General features: G+C 69.8%; 19 protein-coding genes and 1 pseudogene. 15 read left to right on the forward strand and 5 right to left on the reverse strand.

What is annotated here, in order from left to right; genetic code table 11:
- The first annotated feature begins 77 nt into the window (after window positions 1-77).
- From AC2W7E_RS08980 to AC2W7E_RS09045, 14 genes are all read left to right on the forward strand, one after another.
- Window positions 78-1,082 (forward strand): SIS domain-containing protein, encoded by a 1,005-nt coding sequence (locus AC2W7E_RS08980; protein ID WP_315107481.1) that lies wholly within the window; start codon window positions 78-80, stop codon window positions 1,080-1,082.
- 19 nt (window positions 1,083-1,101) lie between these two features.
- On the forward strand, window positions 1,102-2,385 hold the full coding sequence (locus AC2W7E_RS08985; RefSeq protein ID WP_485988949.1) for an ABC transporter substrate-binding protein: 1,284 nt from the start codon (window positions 1,102-1,104) through the stop codon (window positions 2,383-2,385).
- A 65-nt stretch (window positions 2,386-2,450) separates the two neighbouring features.
- Complete coding sequence (locus tag AC2W7E_RS08990; protein WP_485988950.1) at window positions 2,451-3,332, forward strand: carbohydrate ABC transporter permease; 882 nt, start codon at window positions 2,451-2,453, stop codon at window positions 3,330-3,332.
- 1 nt (window position 3,333) lies between these two features.
- Entirely contained in the window at window positions 3,334-4,176 is an 843-nt protein-coding gene (locus AC2W7E_RS08995; RefSeq protein ID WP_485988951.1) for a carbohydrate ABC transporter permease, read from the forward strand.
- Window positions 4,173-5,087 carry a PfkB family carbohydrate kinase gene (locus AC2W7E_RS09000; RefSeq protein WP_082758402.1) on the forward strand — a complete coding sequence of 305 codons (915 nt, stop codon included), beginning with the start codon at window positions 4,173-4,175 and terminating at the stop codon, window positions 5,085-5,087. Before AC2W7E_RS08995 ends, AC2W7E_RS09000 begins: the two co-directional genes overlap by 4 nt.
- A gap of 14 nt (window positions 5,088-5,101) precedes the next feature.
- A complete protein-coding gene (locus AC2W7E_RS09005; protein WP_025102374.1) occupies window positions 5,102-5,839 on the forward strand; it encodes a GntR family transcriptional regulator in 738 nt (245 codons plus the stop codon).
- A gap of 93 nt (window positions 5,840-5,932) precedes the next feature.
- Window positions 5,933-6,388, forward strand: a complete 456-nt coding sequence (locus AC2W7E_RS09010; RefSeq protein WP_062632842.1) for an FAS1-like dehydratase domain-containing protein — start codon at window positions 5,933-5,935, stop codon at window positions 6,386-6,388.
- Window positions 6,385-6,789, forward strand: a complete 405-nt coding sequence (locus AC2W7E_RS09015) for a MaoC/PaaZ C-terminal domain-containing protein (protein ID WP_062765173.1) — start codon at window positions 6,385-6,387, stop codon at window positions 6,787-6,789. The genes AC2W7E_RS09010 and AC2W7E_RS09015 overlap by 4 nt, the downstream gene beginning before the upstream one ends.
- Window positions 6,786-7,916: a UDP-N-acetylmuramate dehydrogenase gene (locus tag AC2W7E_RS09020; protein ID WP_485988952.1), complete on the forward strand. Its 1,131-nt coding sequence runs from the start codon at window positions 6,786-6,788 to the stop codon at window positions 7,914-7,916. The genes AC2W7E_RS09015 and AC2W7E_RS09020 overlap by 4 nt, the downstream gene beginning before the upstream one ends.
- Window positions 7,913-8,623, forward strand: a complete 711-nt coding sequence (locus AC2W7E_RS09025; protein WP_085606360.1) for a FadR/GntR family transcriptional regulator — start codon at window positions 7,913-7,915, stop codon at window positions 8,621-8,623. The genes AC2W7E_RS09020 and AC2W7E_RS09025 overlap by 4 nt, the downstream gene beginning before the upstream one ends.
- A 136-nt stretch (window positions 8,624-8,759) precedes the next feature.
- Window positions 8,760-10,187 carry a four-carbon acid sugar kinase family protein gene (locus AC2W7E_RS09030; RefSeq protein ID WP_062765164.1) on the forward strand — a complete coding sequence of 476 codons (1,428 nt, stop codon included), beginning with the start codon at window positions 8,760-8,762 and terminating at the stop codon, window positions 10,185-10,187.
- Window positions 10,184-11,074 (forward strand): NAD(P)-dependent oxidoreductase, encoded by an 891-nt coding sequence (locus AC2W7E_RS09035; RefSeq protein WP_062765161.1) that lies wholly within the window; start codon window positions 10,184-10,186, stop codon window positions 11,072-11,074. The genes AC2W7E_RS09030 and AC2W7E_RS09035 overlap by 4 nt, the downstream gene beginning before the upstream one ends.
- A 39-nt stretch (window positions 11,075-11,113) precedes the next feature.
- Entirely contained in the window at window positions 11,114-12,535 is a 1,422-nt protein-coding gene (locus AC2W7E_RS09040) for a GntP family transporter (protein WP_062765157.1), read from the forward strand.
- 93 nt (window positions 12,536-12,628) lie between these two features.
- Window positions 12,629-13,030, forward strand: coding sequence for a VOC family protein (locus tag AC2W7E_RS09045; RefSeq protein ID WP_485988953.1), 402 nt, complete (start codon window positions 12,629-12,631; stop codon window positions 13,028-13,030).
- A gap of 93 nt (window positions 13,031-13,123) precedes the next feature.
- On the opposite strand, the gene AC2W7E_RS09050 is transcribed toward AC2W7E_RS09045, so the two are convergent.
- Both AC2W7E_RS09050 and ald read right to left on the reverse strand, forming a co-directional pair.
- Window positions 13,124-14,326: a pyridoxal phosphate-dependent aminotransferase gene (locus AC2W7E_RS09050; protein ID WP_071328936.1), complete on the reverse strand. Its 1,203-nt coding sequence runs from the start codon at window positions 14,324-14,326 to the stop codon at window positions 13,124-13,126.
- A gap of 81 nt (window positions 14,327-14,407) precedes the next feature.
- Window positions 14,408-15,501: pseudogene (ald, locus tag AC2W7E_RS09055) on the reverse strand (alanine dehydrogenase).
- A 106-nt stretch (window positions 15,502-15,607) separates the two neighbouring features.
- Between ald and AC2W7E_RS09060 the strand changes: the two are divergent.
- Window positions 15,608-16,126, forward strand: coding sequence for an Lrp/AsnC family transcriptional regulator (locus AC2W7E_RS09060; protein ID WP_029989076.1), 519 nt, complete (start codon window positions 15,608-15,610; stop codon window positions 16,124-16,126).
- A 16-nt stretch (window positions 16,127-16,142) separates the two neighbouring features.
- Here AC2W7E_RS09060 and AC2W7E_RS09065 read toward each other — a convergent pair whose 3' ends face one another.
- The 3 genes from AC2W7E_RS09065 to aceA all read right to left on the reverse strand — a co-directional run bounded on the left by AC2W7E_RS09065 (window position 16,143) and on the right by aceA (window position 19,732).
- Window positions 16,143-16,574 carry a hypothetical protein gene (locus tag AC2W7E_RS09065; protein WP_485988954.1) on the reverse strand — a complete coding sequence of 144 codons (432 nt, stop codon included), beginning with the start codon at window positions 16,572-16,574 and terminating at the stop codon, window positions 16,143-16,145.
- A gap of 89 nt (window positions 16,575-16,663) precedes the next feature.
- On the reverse strand, window positions 16,664-18,298 hold the full coding sequence (gene aceB / locus AC2W7E_RS09070; protein WP_485988955.1) for a malate synthase A: 1,635 nt from the start codon (window positions 18,296-18,298) through the stop codon (window positions 16,664-16,666).
- Window positions 18,299-18,406: 108 nt separating this feature from the next.
- Window positions 18,407-19,732, reverse strand: coding sequence for an isocitrate lyase (aceA, locus tag AC2W7E_RS09075; RefSeq protein WP_249521557.1), 1,326 nt, complete (start codon window positions 19,730-19,732; stop codon window positions 18,407-18,409).
- Window positions 19,733-19,877 lie beyond the last annotated feature (145 nt).

Consider the following 19,877-nt stretch of genomic DNA (forward strand, 5'->3'; position numbering starts at 1 on the left):
CTCGCTATCGTCAGTCATCACATGACGTCATATAACGAGTCATGATGTTTGATCGAAGGTCATCAGAAGGGACCATCTTGTCTGCCACCGCTCTGTTCGTCGACTCCGCCGCTATCGAGAACCAGCTCGCTGCGGCCCGCCAGGCGATCGCGACCCGAGACACCATCTCGCGCGTCGTGCTCACCGCCTGCGGCGGCTCCTTTGCCGTCATGCAGCCCATCGAGTACCTGTTCGGCACCAAGGCGGTGTCGCTCGAGGCGACCGCACTCAATGCTGCCGAGTTCACCAGCCGCGCCTCGTCGCGCGTCGACGCCGACACCCTCGTCGTGCTCTGCTCGCACTCCGGCACCACGCCGGAGACGGTCGCCGCGGCGAAGCACGCACGCGAGCGCGGAGCGCTCACGGTCGCCTTCACGTTCGACCCGACGTCGCCGCTCGCCGAGGCATCGGAGCACGTGGTGGCGTATCAGCACGGCGAGGGGAAGAGCGAGGCCCACGTCGGCCCCGCGCTGCTGCTGCGCCTGGCGGCCGGCATCCTGGACGACCGTGAACAGGCCGGCATCGCCGGTGCGGTCGACGAGGCCGTCGCCCAGCTGCCGACCCTCGTGCCGGCAGCGCGCGAAGCGCACTCCGCAGCCGCCGATGCCTGGGGATACCGCCACCGTCGCGAGCCCCTCATCTACACGATGGCGGCAGGCTCCAACTACGGCTCCGCGTACTCGTTCGCCATCTGCCTGCTGCAGGAGATGCAGTGGGTGCACTCCGCCGCCATCCACGCCGGCGAGTACTTCCACGGCCCCTTCGAGATCACCGAGGAGGATGTGCCGTTCATCGCGCTGCTCGGACTCGATGAGACTCGGTCCGTCGAGCAGCGCGCGGTGGACTTCGTCACGAAGCACTCGGATCGGGTGCTCGTCATCGACGCCCAGGAGTTCGGCCTCGATGTCGTCGCTCCGGAGGTGCGCGGCATCTTCGCCCACCTCCTCTTCAACGTCGTGCTCCGCGCGTACGCGGATGCACTCGCCGACCACCGAGGACACCCCCTCAGCGTGCGCCGCTACATGTGGCGCATGGAGTACTAGGAACGAAAGGATCGCAACGATGCGAACATCAGCCCGGATCGGCGTGGCGGCTGCGGCCGCCGCCGCCCTCGTCCTGCCCCTGGCCTCGTGCGCCGGCGGCGAGAGCGAGGCCTCGGACGGCCAGGTGGAGATCAGCTTCTTCCACCGCTGGCCCAACGAGCCGAAGAACTCGTACTACACCGACATGGTGGCGGAGTTCGAGAAGGAGAACCCCGACATCAAGGTCTCCGTCGAGAGCGTGCTCAACGACGCCTACAAGGACAAGGTGAAGGTCGTCGCGGGCTCCGCCAACGCTCCGGACGTCCTGTTCACCTGGAGTGGCTCGTTCGTGGACGAGCTCGTCTCCAACGACGCCCTGCTCGATCTCGGGCCGTGGCTCGAGGAGGACACGGACTTCCGGGACAGCTTCTACCCGAGCCAGCTGGAAGCCTTCGAGGTCGACGGCACCTCCTACGGTCTGCCGGTGGGGATGCAGTCGAAGCTGTTCTTCTACAACAAAGACGTGTTCGAGGAGCTGGGTCTCGAGCCGCCGGCGACGTGGGACGAGTTCATCGACGTCCTGGAGACGATTCAGGACGCCGACATGACCCCGATCGAGTACGGTGCGCAGGAGCAGTGGACGATCGCGCACTACGTCGGCACGCTGAATCAGCGCGTCGTCGATCCGGAGGTGTTCGCAGCGGATCAGGATCCGGCGACCGGCGCGTTCACGGACGAGGGGTATGTCCGGGCGCTGGAGCGCTTCCAGGAACTCGCCGAGTACATGAACGACGACCTCACGGCCGTCGGGCATGAGATCGCGCGTAACGCCTGGATCGCGGGGGAGGCGCCGATCATGTACATGCAGAGCGCGGAGGTGGGGTACTTCGGCGACGCCCAGTTCGAGTACGGCACGTTCAACTTCCCTGCGGTCGAGGGCGGCAAGGGCGATCCGGCGGAGCTGACCGGAGCTCCGGAGGGCTTCGCGATCTCGAAGACCACGGAACACCCCGAGGAGGCGCAGCGGTTCCTCGAGTTCCTGCTCAGCAAGCAGAGCGGTATCGCCTATGCGGAACGCGCGGGCGAGCTGAGCCCGGTCAAGGGGGCCGTGGAGGAGGCCGATGTGCCCGAGATCTCCCGGGAGCTCGCCCAGGGGATCGTCGACGCCTCGGCGATGACGACCTGGCTCGACAACGCCTACGATCCGCAGATCGTGCAGGCGTACCTGTCCGAGACTCAGCTGATGCTCAGCGGCCAGCAGACCCCCGAGGGGGTCATGGCCGCCGTGCAGGAAGCCGCGAAGCGCGTGCGCGACGCCTCCTGATCCGCACCGGGGCCGCCGGCATCCTCGGCCGGCGGCCCCTCCCACCTTTCGGAAGAGACACCGTGATGAGAACACGCTCTCGAGCCTGGTCGAACCTGCTCTACGTGCTTCCCGCGATCATCCTGATCGGGGTGTTCGTGTACTACCCGCTGGTCGCCAATGCGGCCTTCGGCTTCTTCTCCTTCAGCGCCGGCAGCGGCGAGATGCGCTTCGTCGGCCTCGACAACTTCGCGCGGCTCTTCGGTGATCCGATCATCGCGACGGCCCTGGGCAACAACATCCTGTACGCGATCGTCTCGATCGTGTGCCAAGTGGGTGGTGCCCTCGTGATCGCCGCCTGGCTGACCCGGCTGCTGGGTCCGCGCATGGGCGCATTCCTGCGCAGCGTGTACTTCCTGCCCGCCGTGATCTCGATGACCGTGATCGCGCTGCTGTTCACGTTCGTGTACAACGCCCGCGGCGGACTCCTCAACGCTCTGCTGGAGGCGATCGGACTCGGCAGCCTGCAGACGGCGTGGCTCGCCGATGTCGACACGGCGATGGGAGCGGTCATCGGCGTCTCCCAGTGGCAGAGCATCGGCTACGTCTGCATGCTCTACGTCGTCGCACTGCAGCAGATCCCGGAGGAATACTACGAAGCCGCGTCGCTGGACGGCGCCGGACGGATTCGCCAGTTCTTCAGCATCACCGTCCCGCAGGCCAAGGAGATGATCTTCGTCGCGATGATCCTCACCGTCTCCGGCGCTTTCACGGTGTTCAACGAGCCTTACATTCTGACCAAGGGCGGTCCGGGAAACACCACCCAGGTCCTCGCGACCTATATGTACAACCAGGGTTTCTTCCAGAACGAGATGGGCTACGCCTCGGCCATCGCGAGCCTGATCTTCGTGATCACGCTCGTGCTGTCCGTCGTGCAGATGGTCTCGTTCCGAAGCGGGAGGCAATGACATGAGCAGTACCCGGCTTCGTCCGGCGGAGCGTATCCGCCGTGCTCCGGTCCAGATGATCCTGGCCGTCTACGCCGTCGTGATCGCCTACCCCCTGCTCTGGATGGTGATCTCTTCGTTCAAGTCCTCGTCCGAGATCTTCGCCGATCCGTGGGGGCTGCCGTCGGTCTGGCTCGTCCAGAACTATGCCGCCGCCTGGGATCGCGGGATCTCCGACTACTTCCTCAACTCCGTCATCGTCACGGTCATCTCCACCGCCGCGACCGTCGCACTCGCGGCACTGTGCGCCTACGGCATGGTGAGGCTGTCGAGCCGCGTGGCGAACGTCGTGCTGATCGTGGCGATGGGCGGGCTGGTGGTGGCACCGCAGGTGAGCCTCATCCCGCTCTACCGCCTTCTCGACACGATGGGACTGCTGAACACGTACTGGGCGATGATCCTCCCTTATGTGGCGTTCCGTCTGCCGATGGCGATCCTGCTCATCCGTTCGGTCTTCCTCGGCATCCCCCGCGAGCTCGAGGACGCCGCGACCATCGATGGCTGCCGCTCGTTCGGCGTCTTCCGGCACATCTACCTGCCGCTGAGCGCGTCCGTGCTGACGACCGCCGCCGTCCTCACCGGTTACTTCGCCTGGAATGAGTTCCTCTTCGCGATCGTCTACATCGACGCTGATGCGCTCCGCACCATCCCCGCGGGACTCATGTCGTTCCGCGACTCCCTCTCCACGGAGTGGGGTGTGCTCCTGGCAGGATTGACCATCGCGGCCCTGCCCATCGTGGTGGTGTTCCTCGCGCTGCAGCGGTACTTCGTCGCCGGCGTCGCGGCGGGGAGTGTGAAGGGATGACGATGGATACGGATCAGCTCCGGGATGCGCTCGCCGCGGTCCCACCGCCCTCGCTGGTCGGCGTCGGGGACAACGTGCTCGACTGCTATCTGCATGAGGACCTGGCCTACCCCGGGGGCAACGCCCTGAACGTCGCCGCGTACAGCCGGCTCTTCTTCGGCGGCACAGCCGGATTCGTCGGGATCATGGGAGACGACCGTTTCGCGGACCACGTGCGGGGCGTCCTCGACGAGGTCGGAGTGGACGGCGCCCGCATCAGACGCGTGCGCGGCGCGAACGGCATGGCTTTCGTCGCGTTGGACGAGGACGGTGACCGGCGCTTCGTCGCCTCGAACCGCGGGGGAGTCCAGGCCGAGCTGCGGCTGCGTCTGAGCGAGGCCGATCACGAGTACCTCTCCGGCTTCGACCGCGTGCACACCTCGGTCTACTCGTCGTTGGAGCCGGAGCTTCCGGCCATCGCGGAACGGGGGAGCCGCGTGTCGTACGACTATTCCGACGACGCGTCGCCGGATGTGATCCGGGCGACAGCTCCGCACGTCGACGTGGGGTTCTTCTCCGGCGGCCACCGCAGTGATTCCGAGATCGACGCCCTCGGCCGCTTCGCCGTGGCCTGCGGTATGGGGTCGGCCGTGGTGACGCGGGGTGCCCGCGGCTCTGTCGGCTTCGACGCCACTTCCGTGCGGCGTACCGGTATCCGCGAGGTCGACGCCGTCGATGCGCTCGGCGCCGGGGACGCCTTCCTCACCGGGTTCCTCGCGGCGCGGGCGGGCGGGGCCGATCTCGCCGAAAGCCTCGATATCGCCGCTGTCAGCGGAGCGCTCGCCTGCACGTTGCGCGGGGCGTTCGGATACCCTGTGCATGCGGGGGACGACGCACGCGCGCAGATGCTGCGACGATACCCGGCGCCGTAGAGGAGGACTCCGACGTGACTCAGCTGTCGTCAGCCGTCGGTTCGACCCCGCTGCACGAACAGGTGCGAAGCCTGCTGATGCGGGAGATCGACGCCGGGACCTATGCCGAAGGCGAGCGGCTTCCGTCCGAACCCGAGCTGTGCGAGCGCTTCGGTGTCAGCCGGATCACCGTGCGGCGGGCGGTGGCCGACCTCGAGGGTCTCGGCATCGTGCGTCGACAGCAGGGCCGTGGGACCTTCGTCGCTCCGCGACGCGAGGTGATCGGCGCCATGACCCTCGGTGGCTTCGCGGACACCGTGGTGGCAGACGGGGTCAAGTCCCGACGGATCATGCGCGCTGAGACGACCCCCGCCGACGAGAAGCGCGCGCGCCGCCTCGGCGTCCCCGTCGGCGACCCGGTGTTCCGGTTGGTACGCGTCTTCGCTCTCGACGGCATCCCGCTCTCCATCGACGACAGCCGGTATTCTCTGACGCGCTTCCCGGATTTCGATCGGCACATCGACCACGACACCTCCACGTATCAGGTGCTCCGCGACGTGTACGGCGTCGAGTTCTCGGAGATGTACCGCGAGATCGACGTCGGCTTCACGACCGCGCAGACCGCGGAGTGGCTGGCCCGCCCGGAGCACGATCCGCTCATCGTCGTCCGGAAGCGCGCACTCGACCGGGCTGGTGAGGTCGTTCACACGTCACGGGTGAAGGTCGTTCCGAGTCGGATGACGCTGAACATGGTGGTTCGCTCCCAGGGGTGAGGGCAGCCCGGGTCTCGCGATGCCGCATATCGTCCGGGTTTCCGCCGGCCCCGCCCGGACCGGACTGTCGGCGTGCCTCGGTAGGATCGACGGGTGGCAGTGAACCAAGAACTCGTCGGCCGGGAGTTCCCGCCGACCGCCCCCTACCTCGTCGGACGGGAGAAGGTGCGCGAGTTCGCGCGCGCCGTCTTCGCCGACGCCCCCCAGCACACCGACGTCGAGGCGGCCCGTGCGGCGGGCTTCGCCGACGTCGTCGCGCCGCCGACCTTCGCGATGGTCCTGCAGGACCTCACGCTGCAGCAGCTGCTGGCCGAGCCGGATTCCGGCATCGTCCTGGCGCGGACCATCCACGCCGAGCAGCGGTTCCGCTACACCAGGCCGATCGTCGCGGGAGACGAGCTGACGGCGCAGCTGCGCGTCACCGGCATCCGCATGATGGGCGGCAACGCCATGATCACGAGCGAGGCCGAGATCACCGACGACGGGGGCGCGCATGTCGTCACCGCCACGAGCGTGCTGCTCGTGGGCGCCGAGGAGGAGGCCGCATGAGCGCGTTCACCGTGGGAGACGTGCTGGCCGAGCGCACCGTGCACCTGACGAGGGAGTCTCTCGTCCGCTACGCCGGCGCCTCCGGGGACTTCAACCCGATCCACTACCGCGACGACGTCGCCGCCGCGGTGGGCCTTCCCGGCGTGCTCGCGCACGGCATGCTGACCATGGGGATCGCCTCGTCCGTGGTCGTCGCCGCGCTCGACCCGCAGACCCGGATCCTCGACTACGGCGTGCGCTTCACGAAGCCCGTGGTGGTCGATCCCGAGACCGGCGCCGACGTGCACGTCGTCGCGACGGTCGGCGCGGTGGACGACGAGTCCGCGCGCATCGACCTCAAGGTCACGACGGGCGAGACCACCGTGCTCGTCAAGGCGCAGCTGCGCGTCGCCGTCCGATGAGCGACGTCGAGCCGATCCGGCTGGCCGAGCTCACCACGCTCCGCACCGGCGCCGCTCCCGCGCGCATGCGCGAGGCGACGACGACGGCGGAGCTCGTCGAGGTTCTCCGGGAGACCTGGGCGGAGGGCGACCCCTGGCTGGTGCTCGGCGGGGGCTCGAACCTCTTCGTCGGCGACGAGCCGTTCGAGGGCACCGTCATCCGCATCCGCACGAGCGGCATCGAAGAGCTGCCGTCGCCGCACGCCGGCCGCATCCGCCTGCGCGCGCAGGCCGGACACGGCTGGGACGACCTGGTGTCGTACGCGGTCGAGCGGGGCTACGCCGGGCTCGAAGCCATGAGCGGCATCCCCGGCACGGTCGGCGCCGCGCCCGTGCAGAATATCGGCGCCTACGGGCAGGAGATCCAGGAGACCCTGGTCGAGGTCGAGCTGATCGACGAGGACTCCGGCGAGATCTCCGCTGTTCCGGCGACCGAGCTCGGGCTCGGATTCCGCACCTCGGTGCTCAAGCATCATCACGGGAGCGAGCCGCAGCGCCGGGCCGTGATCCTGTCCCTCACGGTCGATCTCCTCGTCGCCCGCGAACGCGTGGTCCGCGGGGAGCAGCTGCGACGCGCTCTCGGCCTGACCGACGACACCCCGGTGCCGCTGACATGGGTCCGAGAGCGCATCCTCGCCACCCGGGCATCGAAGGGCATGCTGCTCGATGCCGACGACCCGGACACGCACGGGGTCGGCTCCTTCTTCCAGAACGCGATCGTCACGGCCGCGCAGGCCCGGTCCCTCCCGCCGGAGTGCCCGCGCTGGCCGGTGGCCCCCGATCTCGACGCCGTGACCGTCATCCCCCTCGCCTCCTACGACGGACACGTGCCGCCGACGAAGACCGAGGCCCCGGACGTGAAGGTGAGCGCCGCCTGGCTGATCGAGCAGGCGGGTATCCGCAAGGGGTTCAAGCTGCCCCGCTCGCGGGCGTCCGTCTCGACCAAGCACGCGCTGGCCCTGACCAACCGGGGCGGTGCCACGGCGGCCGAGGTCGCCGAGCTCGCCCGTTTCATCCAGCACCGTGTGCACGCCGAGTTCGGTCTGGTGCTGCAGCCGGAACCCGTTCTGGTGGGCGTCGACCTGTGACGAAGCTCGAGCGGGTGTCGCGGACGCAGGCCGTCGTGGACGGACTGCTCGACGCCATCATCGCGGGTCGGCTCGAGGCCGGACAGCCGCTGCCGCCCGAGGGGGAGCTCGCGGAGCAGTTCGGGGTCTCCCGCCTCACGATGCGCGAGGGCGTCCGCCTCCTGCAGGCGCAGGGCGTGATCGTCGCGGTGCCCGGCACCCGACACCGCATCGCGCCGACCGACGAGTGGACGGGCCTCGACGCGGTCGTCCGGCACGCCCAGAGCGCAGGCGCCCGAGAGCGCTCCTCGCTGGAGATGCTCGAGATGCGCATGATGTTCGAGACCGGGGCGGCGGAGTTCGCGGCGGGTCGGCGCACCGAGGAGCACCTCGCCGAGATGGCCGCGCTCCTCGAGGAGATGCAGGCGGCGCACGAGCGGGCCGACGTGGACGCCTTCGTGGCCGCTGACCTCGCCTTCCACGACGTGATCATCCGCGCGGCGGAGAACCGCATCCTCGTAGCCTCGATGCGCCCGCTGACGACGATGCTGCAGGCGACCCGCAGCGAGACGAGCGCCATCCCGGACATCCGGGAGCACGCGCTGGAGGAGCATGCGGCGGTGCTGGACGCGATGCGGACCGGGTCCGGTGCGGCTGCCCGCCAGGCCATGCGCAGCCACATGCGCCAGACCCGCGACGACCTGCTGCACTACGTCCACGGGCGCTGAGCAGTACGCTCTCCGTCGGTTTGGAGGGACGGTGATCGTGAGGTACGCTCATCGTTATCTGATATCGGATAACGATGCAGATTCCCCTGGCCCGTGGCCCCCACCACGGGCCATCTTCCGGAACGAAGGAGTTCGTGTGCACATCGACGACCTGCTGGCCCCCCTGCCTGCACCCGTCGCCGTCACCGCGGCCGACGTCCGCACCGAGGTCGACCCCGCCGACGTGCTCCTCGTCCTCGACGACGACCCGACCGGCACGCAGTCGGTCGCGAACCTCCCGGTCCTCACCCGATGGGAGCGCGCCGACCTGGACGAGGCGCTCGCGACCGGCGCCGCCGCCGTCTATGTGCTCACGAACACCCGGTCCCTCGACGAGGAGGCCGCGGCCGCCCGCAATCGCGAGATCGTCGACGTGGCCCTCGCCGCCGCCGAGGCCCAGGGGCGGCGCGTGACGTTCGTCTCCCGGGGCGACTCGACGTTGCGCGGCCACTTCCCGCTCGAGACCGATGTCCTCTCCGCGGAGATCGGATCCCGCACCGGCCACGCCCCCGCGCTGACCCTGCTCGTCCCCGCATTCCCGGACGCCGGGCGCATCACGGTCGACTCTGTGCACTACTGGGTGACCGACGGCGAGGCCACCCCGGTCGGCGAGACGCCGTTCGCGGCGGACGCGACCTTCGGCTACGCCTCTTCCGACCTGCGCGAGTGGGTCGCCGAGAAGACCGGCGGACGCATCCCGGCGTCTGCGGTCGCGGGTCTCGACATCCGCACCATCCGCGCCGGGGTGGACGCCGTGGCCGGATTCCTCGAGGCGCTGGCCGACGGCACGGTCGTTGTGGTCGACGTGGTCGAGGAATCGGACATGCGCGTCGTCGCGCTCGCGCTGCACCGCCTGCGGGACCGCGACGTGCTCCTCCGAGTCGGTCCGCCCTACGTGCGCGCGCACATCGGACAGGAGATCGCCGAGCCGGTGCGGGCGGAGGACATCCCCTTCGCGCACGATCGCGGCGGTCTCGTGGTCGTCGGCAGCCACGTGCCGCTCACCACCGCCCAGCTCGAAGCCCTCACGGCGGCGCGGCCCCGCACCCGCACGGTCGAACTCGACGTGCGCGCCCTCGTCGGCCCCGACCGCGAGTCCCATCTCGAGACGCAGGCGCACGCCGTCGCCGAAGCGCTCGCCACGGGGACCGTGATCGTGCACACCACCCGCGAACTCATCACGGGCGCCGACGGCGACGAGAGCCTGGCGATCGCCCGCCGCATCTCCGGCGGCGTGGTGGAGCTCGTGCGTCGGGTGCTCGCCATCGCTCCGCCCCGCTTCGTCATCGCGAAGGGCGGCATCACGTCGAGCGATGTCGCGAGTGAGGCCCTCGAAATCCGCCGGGCCACCGTGCTCGGTCCGATGCTGCCCGGCCTCGTCTCGCTGTGGCAGCCGGAGACCGGCCCCGCGGTCGGCATCCCGTACGTCGTGTTCGCCGGCAACGTCGGCGACGCGGACTCCCTCGTCACGGTCGTCGCCACGCTCGCAGGCGACGATGGAAACAACCCGGAAGGACACTCATGACATCCACCGTCGCTGTCATCGGACTCGGCGCCATGGGGCTGCCGATGGCCACCCGCCTCGCCGAGCGCTTCGCGGTGCGCGGCTTCGACATCGCCGCCGAGCGCATCGCCCTCGCCGCAGAGGCGGGTGTCACGCCGGCGGCGTCCGCGGCCGACGCCGTCGACGGTGCCGACGCGGTGCTCGTCGCCGTCCGCACCGGCGCGCAGCTCGAGGCGCTGCTCTTCGGTGAGGACGGGCTCGCCCCGCACCTCGCCGACGGCGCGGTCGTGATCCTCACCAGCACGGTGGGCACGGACGGCATCGATGCGATCGCCGCCCAGCTCGCCGCGCACGGTGCGCAGCTCGTCGACGCTCCGCTGTCCGGAGGGCCGGTCCGTGCCGGGGAGGGCGACCTCCTCATCGTCGTCGGCGCCACCCCGACCGCTCTGGAGACCGCGCGGCCCGTGCTCGACCAGCTCGCCTCGACGCTGTCCATCGTCGGCGACAAGCCCGGGGACGGCCAGGCGCTGAAGACCGTCAACCAGCTCCTCTGCGGCGTGCACATCGCCGCGGCCGCGGAGGCGCTCGCGCTCGCCGACGCCCTCGGACTGGACCGCGCCCGCACGCTGGACGCGCTGACGGCCGGTGCCGCGAACTCCTTCATGCTCGGCAACCGCGGTCCGCGCGCCCTGCAGGCCTACGACGAGGAAGGCGCCGAGGTGCTCAGCCGCCTCGACATCTTCGTCAAGGACCTCGGCATCGTCGGCGACGCCGCCCGCCGGGCGCACCTGTCCACGCCGGTCGCCGCCGCGGCCGAGCAGCTGTTCCTCCTCGGCGAAGCGCAGGGCCTCGGCGCCCTGGACGACTCCGCCGTCATCCGCGTCGTCGCACCCGAACGACTGTCCTGAGCGCGACGTCGCGCCCTCACTGAAAGAAGAGATCCAGAGATGCTTCCTCTTCCGATCCTCATCCTGATCGGCCTGGCAGGCCTCGGCCTGCTGCTCCTGCTCATCATCCGGTTCAAGATGCAGGCGTTCTACGCCCTCATCCTCGTGTCGATCATCGTCGGCATCGCGGCAGGCCTGCCGCTGACCACGATCCCCGCCGACGGCGACACCCCCGAGCAGCTCGGCGTCATCCAGGCGATCATCGCCGGTGTCGGCGGCACCCTCGGCTCGGTGGCCGTGCTCGTCGCCCTCGGCTCGATGCTCGGCAAGATCATCGAGCTGTCCGGCGGCGCCGAGTCGCTCGCCGGACGCTTCACCAGCTGGCTGGGCCCGAAGCGCGTCGGCATCGCGCTCGTCATCGCCGCCGGCATCCTGGCGATCCCGGTGTTCTTCGACGCCGGCTTCATCATCCTCATCCCCATCGTGTTCGCCTTCTCGAAGGTGGCCGGTCTCAACCCGATCAAGTTCGGCCTGCCGGTCGCGGGCATCATGCTCGCCGTGCACGTCGCGGTGCCCCCGCACCCGGGCATCGTCGGCGGTTCGGCGATCCTCGGTGCCGACATCGGCTGGGTCACGATCTTCTCCCTCGCGATCTCCGTGCCGCTCGGCGTGCTGTCCTACCTGGTGGCGAAGTGGATCAACACCCGCGAGTTCGCGATGCTCGCGGCCACGAAGGAGATGTACGACAACTTCGGGACGGAGAAGTCGACGCTCACCGGCGGACTCGGCGAGGGCGAGAAGGCGCCGGGCGCCGGCACCGTCCTCGGCCTCATCCTCCTGCCGCTCGTGCTCATCATGCTCGGTACCGCGGTCGCGCCGCTGTTCGAGGCGGGCACGTTCTGGAACGGATTCCTCAGCATGGTCGGTCAGCCGATCTTCGCCCTCATGGTCGCGATCGCCGCCGCGATGTACCTGCTCGGCGTGCGCCGCGGCTGGTCGGCCTCCCACCTCGGCGAGGTCATGGAGTCGGCGCTGCCGGCCGCCGCCGTCATCATCCTCGTCACGGGTGCCGGTGGTGCCTTCGGGCGTATCCTCACGGAGACCGGGATCGGTGGAGCGGTCGCCGAGGTGCTCGCGTCCAGCGGCATGCCCCTGCTCCTCGCGGCCTTCCTCATCTCCCTCATCATGCGTGCCGCCCAGGGATCCGCCACCGTCGCGATCGCCACCACCGCGGGGCTCCTGCTGCCGTCGGTCTCCGCGATGGGGCTCGACACCGTGCACACCGCGCTGCTCGCGGTCGCCATCGGCTACGGCGGCCTCGGCCTCAGCCACGTGAACGACTCCGGATTCTGGGTGGTCACGCGATACCTGGGCCTCTCGGTCAAGGACGGTCTGCGCACGTGGACGCCGCTCACGACGGTGCTCGGCGTGGCCGGCTTCGCGCTGACCTGGATCCTGTACGCGGTGATCCCCGTCTCCTGACCCGTCCGCATGAACGGCCGTCGCCTCCGGGTGGCGGCCGTTCGTCGTCCCCGGCGGGTGGCCGCCGGGGCTGCCGCGGACTACGCTCGCGGGATGAGCGGACTGATCCCGTACCTGCTGTTCCCCGGCAACGCCGCCGAAGCGCTCGGCCACTACCGCGACGTCTTCGGCGGCGAGCTCCAGCTGATGGACTACGCGAGCGCCGGTCGCCATGACGGTCCAGGAGATGCCGTCGCGCACGGACAGCTCAGCGGGCCGGTCGAACTCGCCGGGGCCGATGCGGGAGCCGATGACGACGCGGTCCAGATGAGCGGGATGTTCCTCTCGCTCCTCGGCACCGCCGCCCCCGGAACGCTGACCCGCTGGTACGACGAGCTTTCCGCCGGCGGCCGCGTCATCGATCCGCTGCAACAGCGCCCGTGGGGAGATTTCGACGGCACGCTGGTGGACCGCTACGGCATCCGCTGGCTGATCGGCTTCCACCCCGAGGACTGACCGCCTCCCTCGCCGAAACCCCGCGTTCACGCCGAGACCCCCTCGAACCTGCGCAGGTACGAGGGGGTCTCGGCGGTAAAGCGGGGTCTCGGGTCAGGAGGAGAACAGACGCTGGAGGCGCTGCACGCCCTCGAGGAGCTGGTCGTCACCGAGCGCGTACGACATGCGGATGTAGCCCGACGGACCGAACGCCTCGCCGGGGACGACCGCGACCTCGGCCTGGTCGAGGATGAGGTCGGCGAGCTCCAGCGAGGTGGTCGGGGTCACGCCACCCCAGGTGCGACCGAGCAGGCCCTGCACGTCGGGGTAGACGTAGAACGCGCCGAGCGGGTTCGGGACCACGAGTCCGTCGATCTTCGACAGCTCCGACACGATGAGCTGGCGGCGGCGGTCGAAGGCCTCGCGCATCTTCTCGGCCTCGTCCTGCGGGCCGTTGAGCGCCGCGATCGCCGCCTTCTGCGCGACGTTGTTCACGTTGCTCGTGAGGTGCGACTGCAGGTTGCCGGCGATCTTGATGGCGTCGGCCGGACCCACCATCCAGCCCACGCGCCAGCCGGTCATCGCGTAGGTCTTGGCGACCCCGTTGACGAGGATCGTCTGGTTCGCGGCCTCCGGCACGGCCTCCACGATCGAGGTCGCCTTGACGCCCTCGTAGGTGAGGTTCTGGTAGATCTCGTCGCTGATGATCCAGATGCCGTGCTCCACCGCCCACTCGCCGATGGCCTTCGTCTCCTCGGCCGTGTACACCGAGCCGGTGGGGTTCGACGGCGACACGAACACGAGGACCGTCGTGCGGTCGGTCCGGGCGGCCTCGAGCTGCTCGACGGTCACCTTGTACTCCTGGTCGGCGCCGGCGAAGACCTCGACGGGCGTGCCGTCCGCGAGACGGATCGCCTCCGGGTAGGTCGTCCAGTACGGGGCCGGCAGCAGCACCTCGTCGCCGGGGTTCACGACGGCCTGGAACGCCTGGTACACCGACTGCTTGCCGCCGTTGGTGACGATGATCTGGCCGGGGGAGACCTCGAGCCCGGAGTCGCGGAGCGTCTTGGCGGCGATCGCCTCGCGCAGCGCCGGCAGCCCGGGAGCGGGGGTGTACCGGTAGCTCGCGGGGTCGGCCAGTGCCTCGGCCGCCGCATCCACGATGAACTGCGGCGTGGCGAAGTCGGGCTCGCCCGCGGCATACGAGATGACGGGCTTGCCCTCGGCCTTGAGGGCCTTGGCCTTGGCGTCGACCTTGAGGGTCGCGGACTCGGCGATGGCGGACAGCTTGCGGGAGAGAGGAGCGCGTTCGGTCACGGTTACGAGCGTACTCGGGTCGATACGGCGGGGGAGGTGTGGGATGACGCCAAGATCCGAGGTTCTTTCGGGTTCGGCAGGTCAGTCGGTCGTGAGGCCGTGCGCCTGGGCGACGGCGTCCAGGGTGATGCGTCCCCCCTGCACGTTGAGCCCCTTCGCGAGGGCGGCGTCGTCGGAGGCCGCCCGCTCCCAGCCCTTGGCCGCGATCGCCGAGACGTAGGGGAGGGTGGCGTTCGTCAGCGCCCGGGTCGCGGTCGTCGGAACGGCGCCCGGCATGTTCGCGACGCAGTAGTAGATCGAGTCGTGCACCGCGAAGGTCGGGTCGTCGTGCGTGGTCGGACGGGAGCCCTCGAAGCAGCCGCCCTGATCGATCGCGATGTCGACGAGCACGGACCCCGGCTTCATGGCCGCGACCATGTCGTCGGTCACCAGCTTGGGGGCCGCGGCGCCGGGGATGAGCACCGAGCCGATCACGAGATCCGCCGTCGTCAGCTCCTCGGCGATGTCGTACCGGCTGGAGGCGCGCGTCTCCAGGGCGCCGCCGTAGCGGTGCTCGAGCTCGCGCAGGCGGGGGAGCGCCACGTCGACGACGGTGACCTTGGAGCCGAGTCCGAGCGCGTTCGCGGCGGCGTGCTCGCCCGCGACGCCGCCGCCGATCACCACGGTCTTCGCCCGCGGGGTGCCGGCGATGCCACCCAGCAGCATGCCGCGGCCGCCCTGCGAGCGCAGCAGCGAGTGGGACCCCATGATGACGGAGAGGCGGCCGGCGATCTCGCTCATCGGCACGAGCAGCGGCAGGGTGCGATCCGGCAGCTGCACGGTCTCGTAGGCGACGGCGGTCGTGCCGGCCGTGACGAGCGCCTCGGTCAGCGGGCGATCGGCCGCGAGGTGGAGGTAGGTGAAGAGCGTGAGGTCGGGACGGAGGAAGCCGTACTCCTCGGCCACGGGCTCCTTGACCTTGATGAGGAGGTCGGCCTCGCCCCACGCGTCGGCGGCGGTCGCGACGATCTCGGCACCGGCCGCGCGGTACGCGTCGTCGTCGATGCTCGACCCGACGCCGGCTCCCGACTGCACGAGCACGCGGTGCCCTTCCCGCACGAGCCGATCGGCGCGGCCGGGGTGAGGGCGACGCGGTTCTCGTTGTTCTTGACTTCGGTCGGGACGCCGATCTTCATCGATCCTCCAGGTGTCGGGGCGCAGGGTGCAGACAAGGATCGCAGAAACGTCGAGACATAGACAGATTCGATGAAGACTCTTCGGTGAAGGCTCGAATCCTGAATAATGCTTCGTATGACCACCGCCGCCGCGTCATCCGAGCCGAACAGCGTTCGGGCTCCCGCGCTCGACCCCACCGACGCGCGGATCGTGCAGCTCCTCACCGCCGACGGCAGGATGACGAACGCCGAGCTGGCCGGACGACTGGGAGTCGCCCCGTCGACGGCACACGCACGCCTGCGCGGGCTGATCGAGCGCGGGGTCATCACCGGGTTCCACGCGAGCGTCGACGAACGCGAGCTCGGCGCCGGACTCCAGGCGATCATCGGCGTCAGCCTGCGCCCGGCCGCCCGGCGGGAGAGCATCGTCGAGTTCGCGGATCGCGTGCGCGCGCTGCCGCAGGTGATCCAGGTGTTCTTCCTCGGCGGGGACGACGACTTCCTCCTGCACATCGCGGTCGCCGACTCATCGGAGATGCGCGAGTTCGTGCTCGAGCACCTGTCCGCGCAGAGCAGCGTGGCATCGACCCGCACGAGCATCGTGTTCGACTACCACCGCAACTCGGTCGCCGCATCGTTCCACTGAGTCGGCGCGCGGCGACTCAGGTCTCGAACGAGGAGGGGACGGCGCAGTAGTCGGCGAAGCGCCGGGTGGGATGGGCCGGATCGGTCACGTCGACGAGGGCGTTCGCCGCGGTGTGCGGGGGCTCGTCTCCGGCGAGCTGCCAGAGGACGTAGTTCCACATCCCGCGTGCGCTCGGCGACACGATCGTGCCCGGTCCGGACACGAGGAGCACGGCGTCGCTGTCGGTGGCGCGGAACGGCCCCACGACGTCGGCGCGGAGGGCGGCTTCCTCCCCGTCGGCGGTGTGTGCGCGCTCGACGGTCTGGCCGGCAGCGGTGAGAGCGGCGGCCAGGCCATCCGCGGCCGCGCGCGAACGCTCGGCGTCGGCCCCGGCGACCGCGACCAGCCGTCGCCCCCGCGGGTACAGGTGCAGGAACTCCTCGGCGATGCTGTCCCATACGGCGCTCATGGCTCCAGGCTACGCCCGGCAGGGAACGTGCGGGCCGGGTGGGACGCGAGGATGCCGCGGACCTCGCGGCCCGCGGCATCCCGGCATCGTCAGTCCTCGTCGATCAGGAACCGGCTGTAGGCGCCCAGGGTGAGGAAGGTCGGGAACTCCTCGCGGAGGGCGACCTCGCGGAAGATCTCGGCGGCGTCGTCGAAGCGGTCGCCTTCGCGTCGCTCGACCTCGTCCAGCACCTCGCCGATCAGCCCTTCGATGTACTCGACCGTGATGGGCGTGCCGTCCTGCGTGGTGCGGTCCTGGTGGATCCACTGCCACACCTGCGAGCGGCTGATCTCCGCGGTCGCGGCATCCTCCATGAGGTTGTCGATCGCCACGGCGCCGAGCCCGCGCAGCCAGGCCTCCAGGTAGCGGATGGCCACGGAGACGTTGTCCCGCACGCCCTGGGCGGTGATCGGCCGACCGATGTGCAGGTCGAGCAGGTCGCGCGCCTCCACGTGCACGTCGTCGCGCTGGCGGTCGATCTGGTTCGGGCGGTCTCCGAGCACGGCGTCGAACTCGGCCTGCGCCGTCGGGATGAGATCCGGATGGGCGACCCAGGTGCCGTCGAAGCCGTCTCCGGCCTCGCGCTTCTTGTCGGCCGACACCTTCTCGACCGCGCGTGCCGTCACCTCGGGGTCGCGACGGTTGGGGATGAACGCGCTCATGCCGCCGATGGCGAAGGCGCCGCGCTTGTGGCACGTCTTGACGAGCAGCTCGGTGTACGCCCGCATGAACGGCACCGTCATCGTGACCTCGCTGCGGTCGGGGAGCACGAAGCGGGCGCCGCGGCCGCGGTAGTTCTTGATGATGGAGAAGATGTAGTCCCAGCGCCCGGCGTTGAGGCCCGCGCAGTGGTCGCGCAGCTCGTACAGGATCTCGTCCATCTCGAACGCGGCGGGCAGGGTCTCGATGAGCACGGTCGCGCGGATGGTGCCGTGCGGGATGCCGATGTACTCCTCGCTGAAGGAGAACACGTCGTCCCACAGCTTCGCCTCTTCGCTGGACTCGAGCTTCGCGATGTAGAAGTACGGTCCGCGTCCGCCCTCGATCAGCGCCTGCGCGTTGTGCAAGAAGTAGAGGCCGAAGTCGACCAGCGATCCGGAAGCCGAGGTGCGGCGGCCGGCGCGGTCGATGAAGGCGAGGTGCTTCTCCGGCAGGTGCCACCCGCGCGGGCGCATCACGATGGTGGGGGTGCGCTCGGCGGTGACGCGGTACTCCTTGCCCTCGGGGGAGGTGAAGGCGAGCTCGCCGCGGATCGCGTCGCGCAGGGACAGCTGCCCCTCGATGACGTTCGTCCAGGTCGGGCTCGTGGCGTCCTCCTGGTCGGCGAGCCAGACGCGAGCCCCGGAGTTGAGGGCGTTGATCGTCATCTTCGGGTCGGTGGGTCCGGTGATCTCGACGCGGCGGTCTTCGAGTCCGGGGCCGGCGCCGGCGACCCGCCACGTGGAGTCCTGACGGATGTGCGCGGTGTCCTCGCGGAACTGGGGGTCGTGCCCGTTGCCGATCTCGAAGCGGCGACGCATCCGGTCGGCCAGCCGGTCATGACGGCGGGAGGCGAACCGGTGGTGGAGCTCGGTGAGGAAGGCGAGCGCCTCCGGGGTGAGGATCTCGTCGTAGCGGTCGCGCATGGGCCCGGCGATCTCGATCGCGGGTCCCTGTCGGGTCGTCTGCATCGGTGCGGTGGTCATGATGGTGTCCTTTGCCTTGTGCCGAGCCCCCGGGTTGTCGTCGAGACCCCGGGCTCCCGGCGTGTGCGGGGCGGGGTCTCGACGAGAACCGGGGGTCTCGGCGGAGAATCAGTGGAACTGGGCGGTCTCGGTGGAGCCGGCCAGGGCGAGGGTCGCGCTGTCGGGGTTGAGCGCGGTGGAGATGACGTCGAAGTAGCCGGTGCCCGCCTCGCGCTGGTGCTTGGTGGCGGTGTAGCCGTCGGCCTCGGCGGCGAACTCGGCTTCCTGCAGCTCGACGTAGGCGCTCATGGCGCGCTCGGCGTAACCGCGGGCGAGGTCGAACATGGAGTGGTTCAGGGCGTGGAACCCGGCCAGGGTGATGAACTGGAACTTGTAGCCCAGGTCTGCCAGCTCCTGCTGGAACGTCGCGATCTCGGCGTCCGACAGGTGGCGCTTCCAGTTGAAGCTCGGCGAGCAGTTGTAGGCCAGGAGCTTACCGGGGAACTGCGCGTGGATCGCCGCGGCGAACTCCCGGGCCAGCGCGATGTCCGGCTCCCCGGTCTCGACCCAGAGCAGGTCGGCATAGGGGGCGAACGCGAGGCCGCGGCTGATGACCGACTCGATGCCCGGGCGGATCCGGTAGAAGCCCTCGGACGTGCGCTCGCCGGTGGTGAACTCCCGGTCGCGCTCGTCGACGTCGCTCGTGAGCAGATCGGCGGCGAGGGCGTCGGTGCGGGCGATGATGACGGTCGGCACGCCGGCGACGTCCGCCGCGAGTCGGGCCGCGTTCAGCGTGCGGATGTGCTGCTGCGTGGGCACGAGCACCTTCCCGCCGAGGTGCCCGCACTTCTTCTCGCTCGCCAGCTGGTCCTCCCAGTGGATGGCCGCGGCGCCGGCCTGGATGAGGGACTGCGCGAGCTCGTAGGCGTTGAGCGGACCGCCGAAACCCGCCTCGGCGTCGGCGACGATCGGCGCGAGCCAGTCCTGCGTGATCTCGCCCTCGGCGTGCTCGAGCTGGTCCTGCCGGAGCAGGGCGTTGTTGATGCGGCGCACGACCGCCGGGACCGAGTTCGCGGGGTAGAGCGACTGATCGGGGTAGGTCTGTCCGGCGAGGTTGCCGTCCGCGGCGACCTGCCAGCCGGAGAGGTAGATGGCCTTCAGCCCGGCGCGCACCTGCTGCACGGCCTGGCCTCCGGTGTAGGCGCCGAGAGCCCGGATGTAGTCCTCCGTGTGCAGGAGGTTCCAGAGGTTCTCCGCGCCGCGGTGGGCGAGGGTGGCGTCCTCGCGGACCGAGCCGCGGATGCGGATGACGTCCTCCGCGGAGTAGGTGCGCTCGACGCCGTCCCACCGCGGGTCGGTGTCCCAGATCTCCTGAAGCTCCGCGGCCGTCTGGACCTGGTCGCCGGCGCGCAGGCCGGCGGGGCGCGGGGTGGGGGTCGCTGCGGTGTTCGTCATGGTGTCTCCTCGGATGGGAATCGGCGTCGGTGCCGATGGCGTGCCTCCACTCTGTGTGAAGTTCCCCTGCTCTCCCTCGCCGAATCGGGAAGAAGTTTGCGCGAATTTCTGTTTTCGTGACAGACTCGGCCCTCACGCCCCGCTC

Source organism: Microbacterium sp. CFSPD4_SD4 (assembly GCF_057364585.1).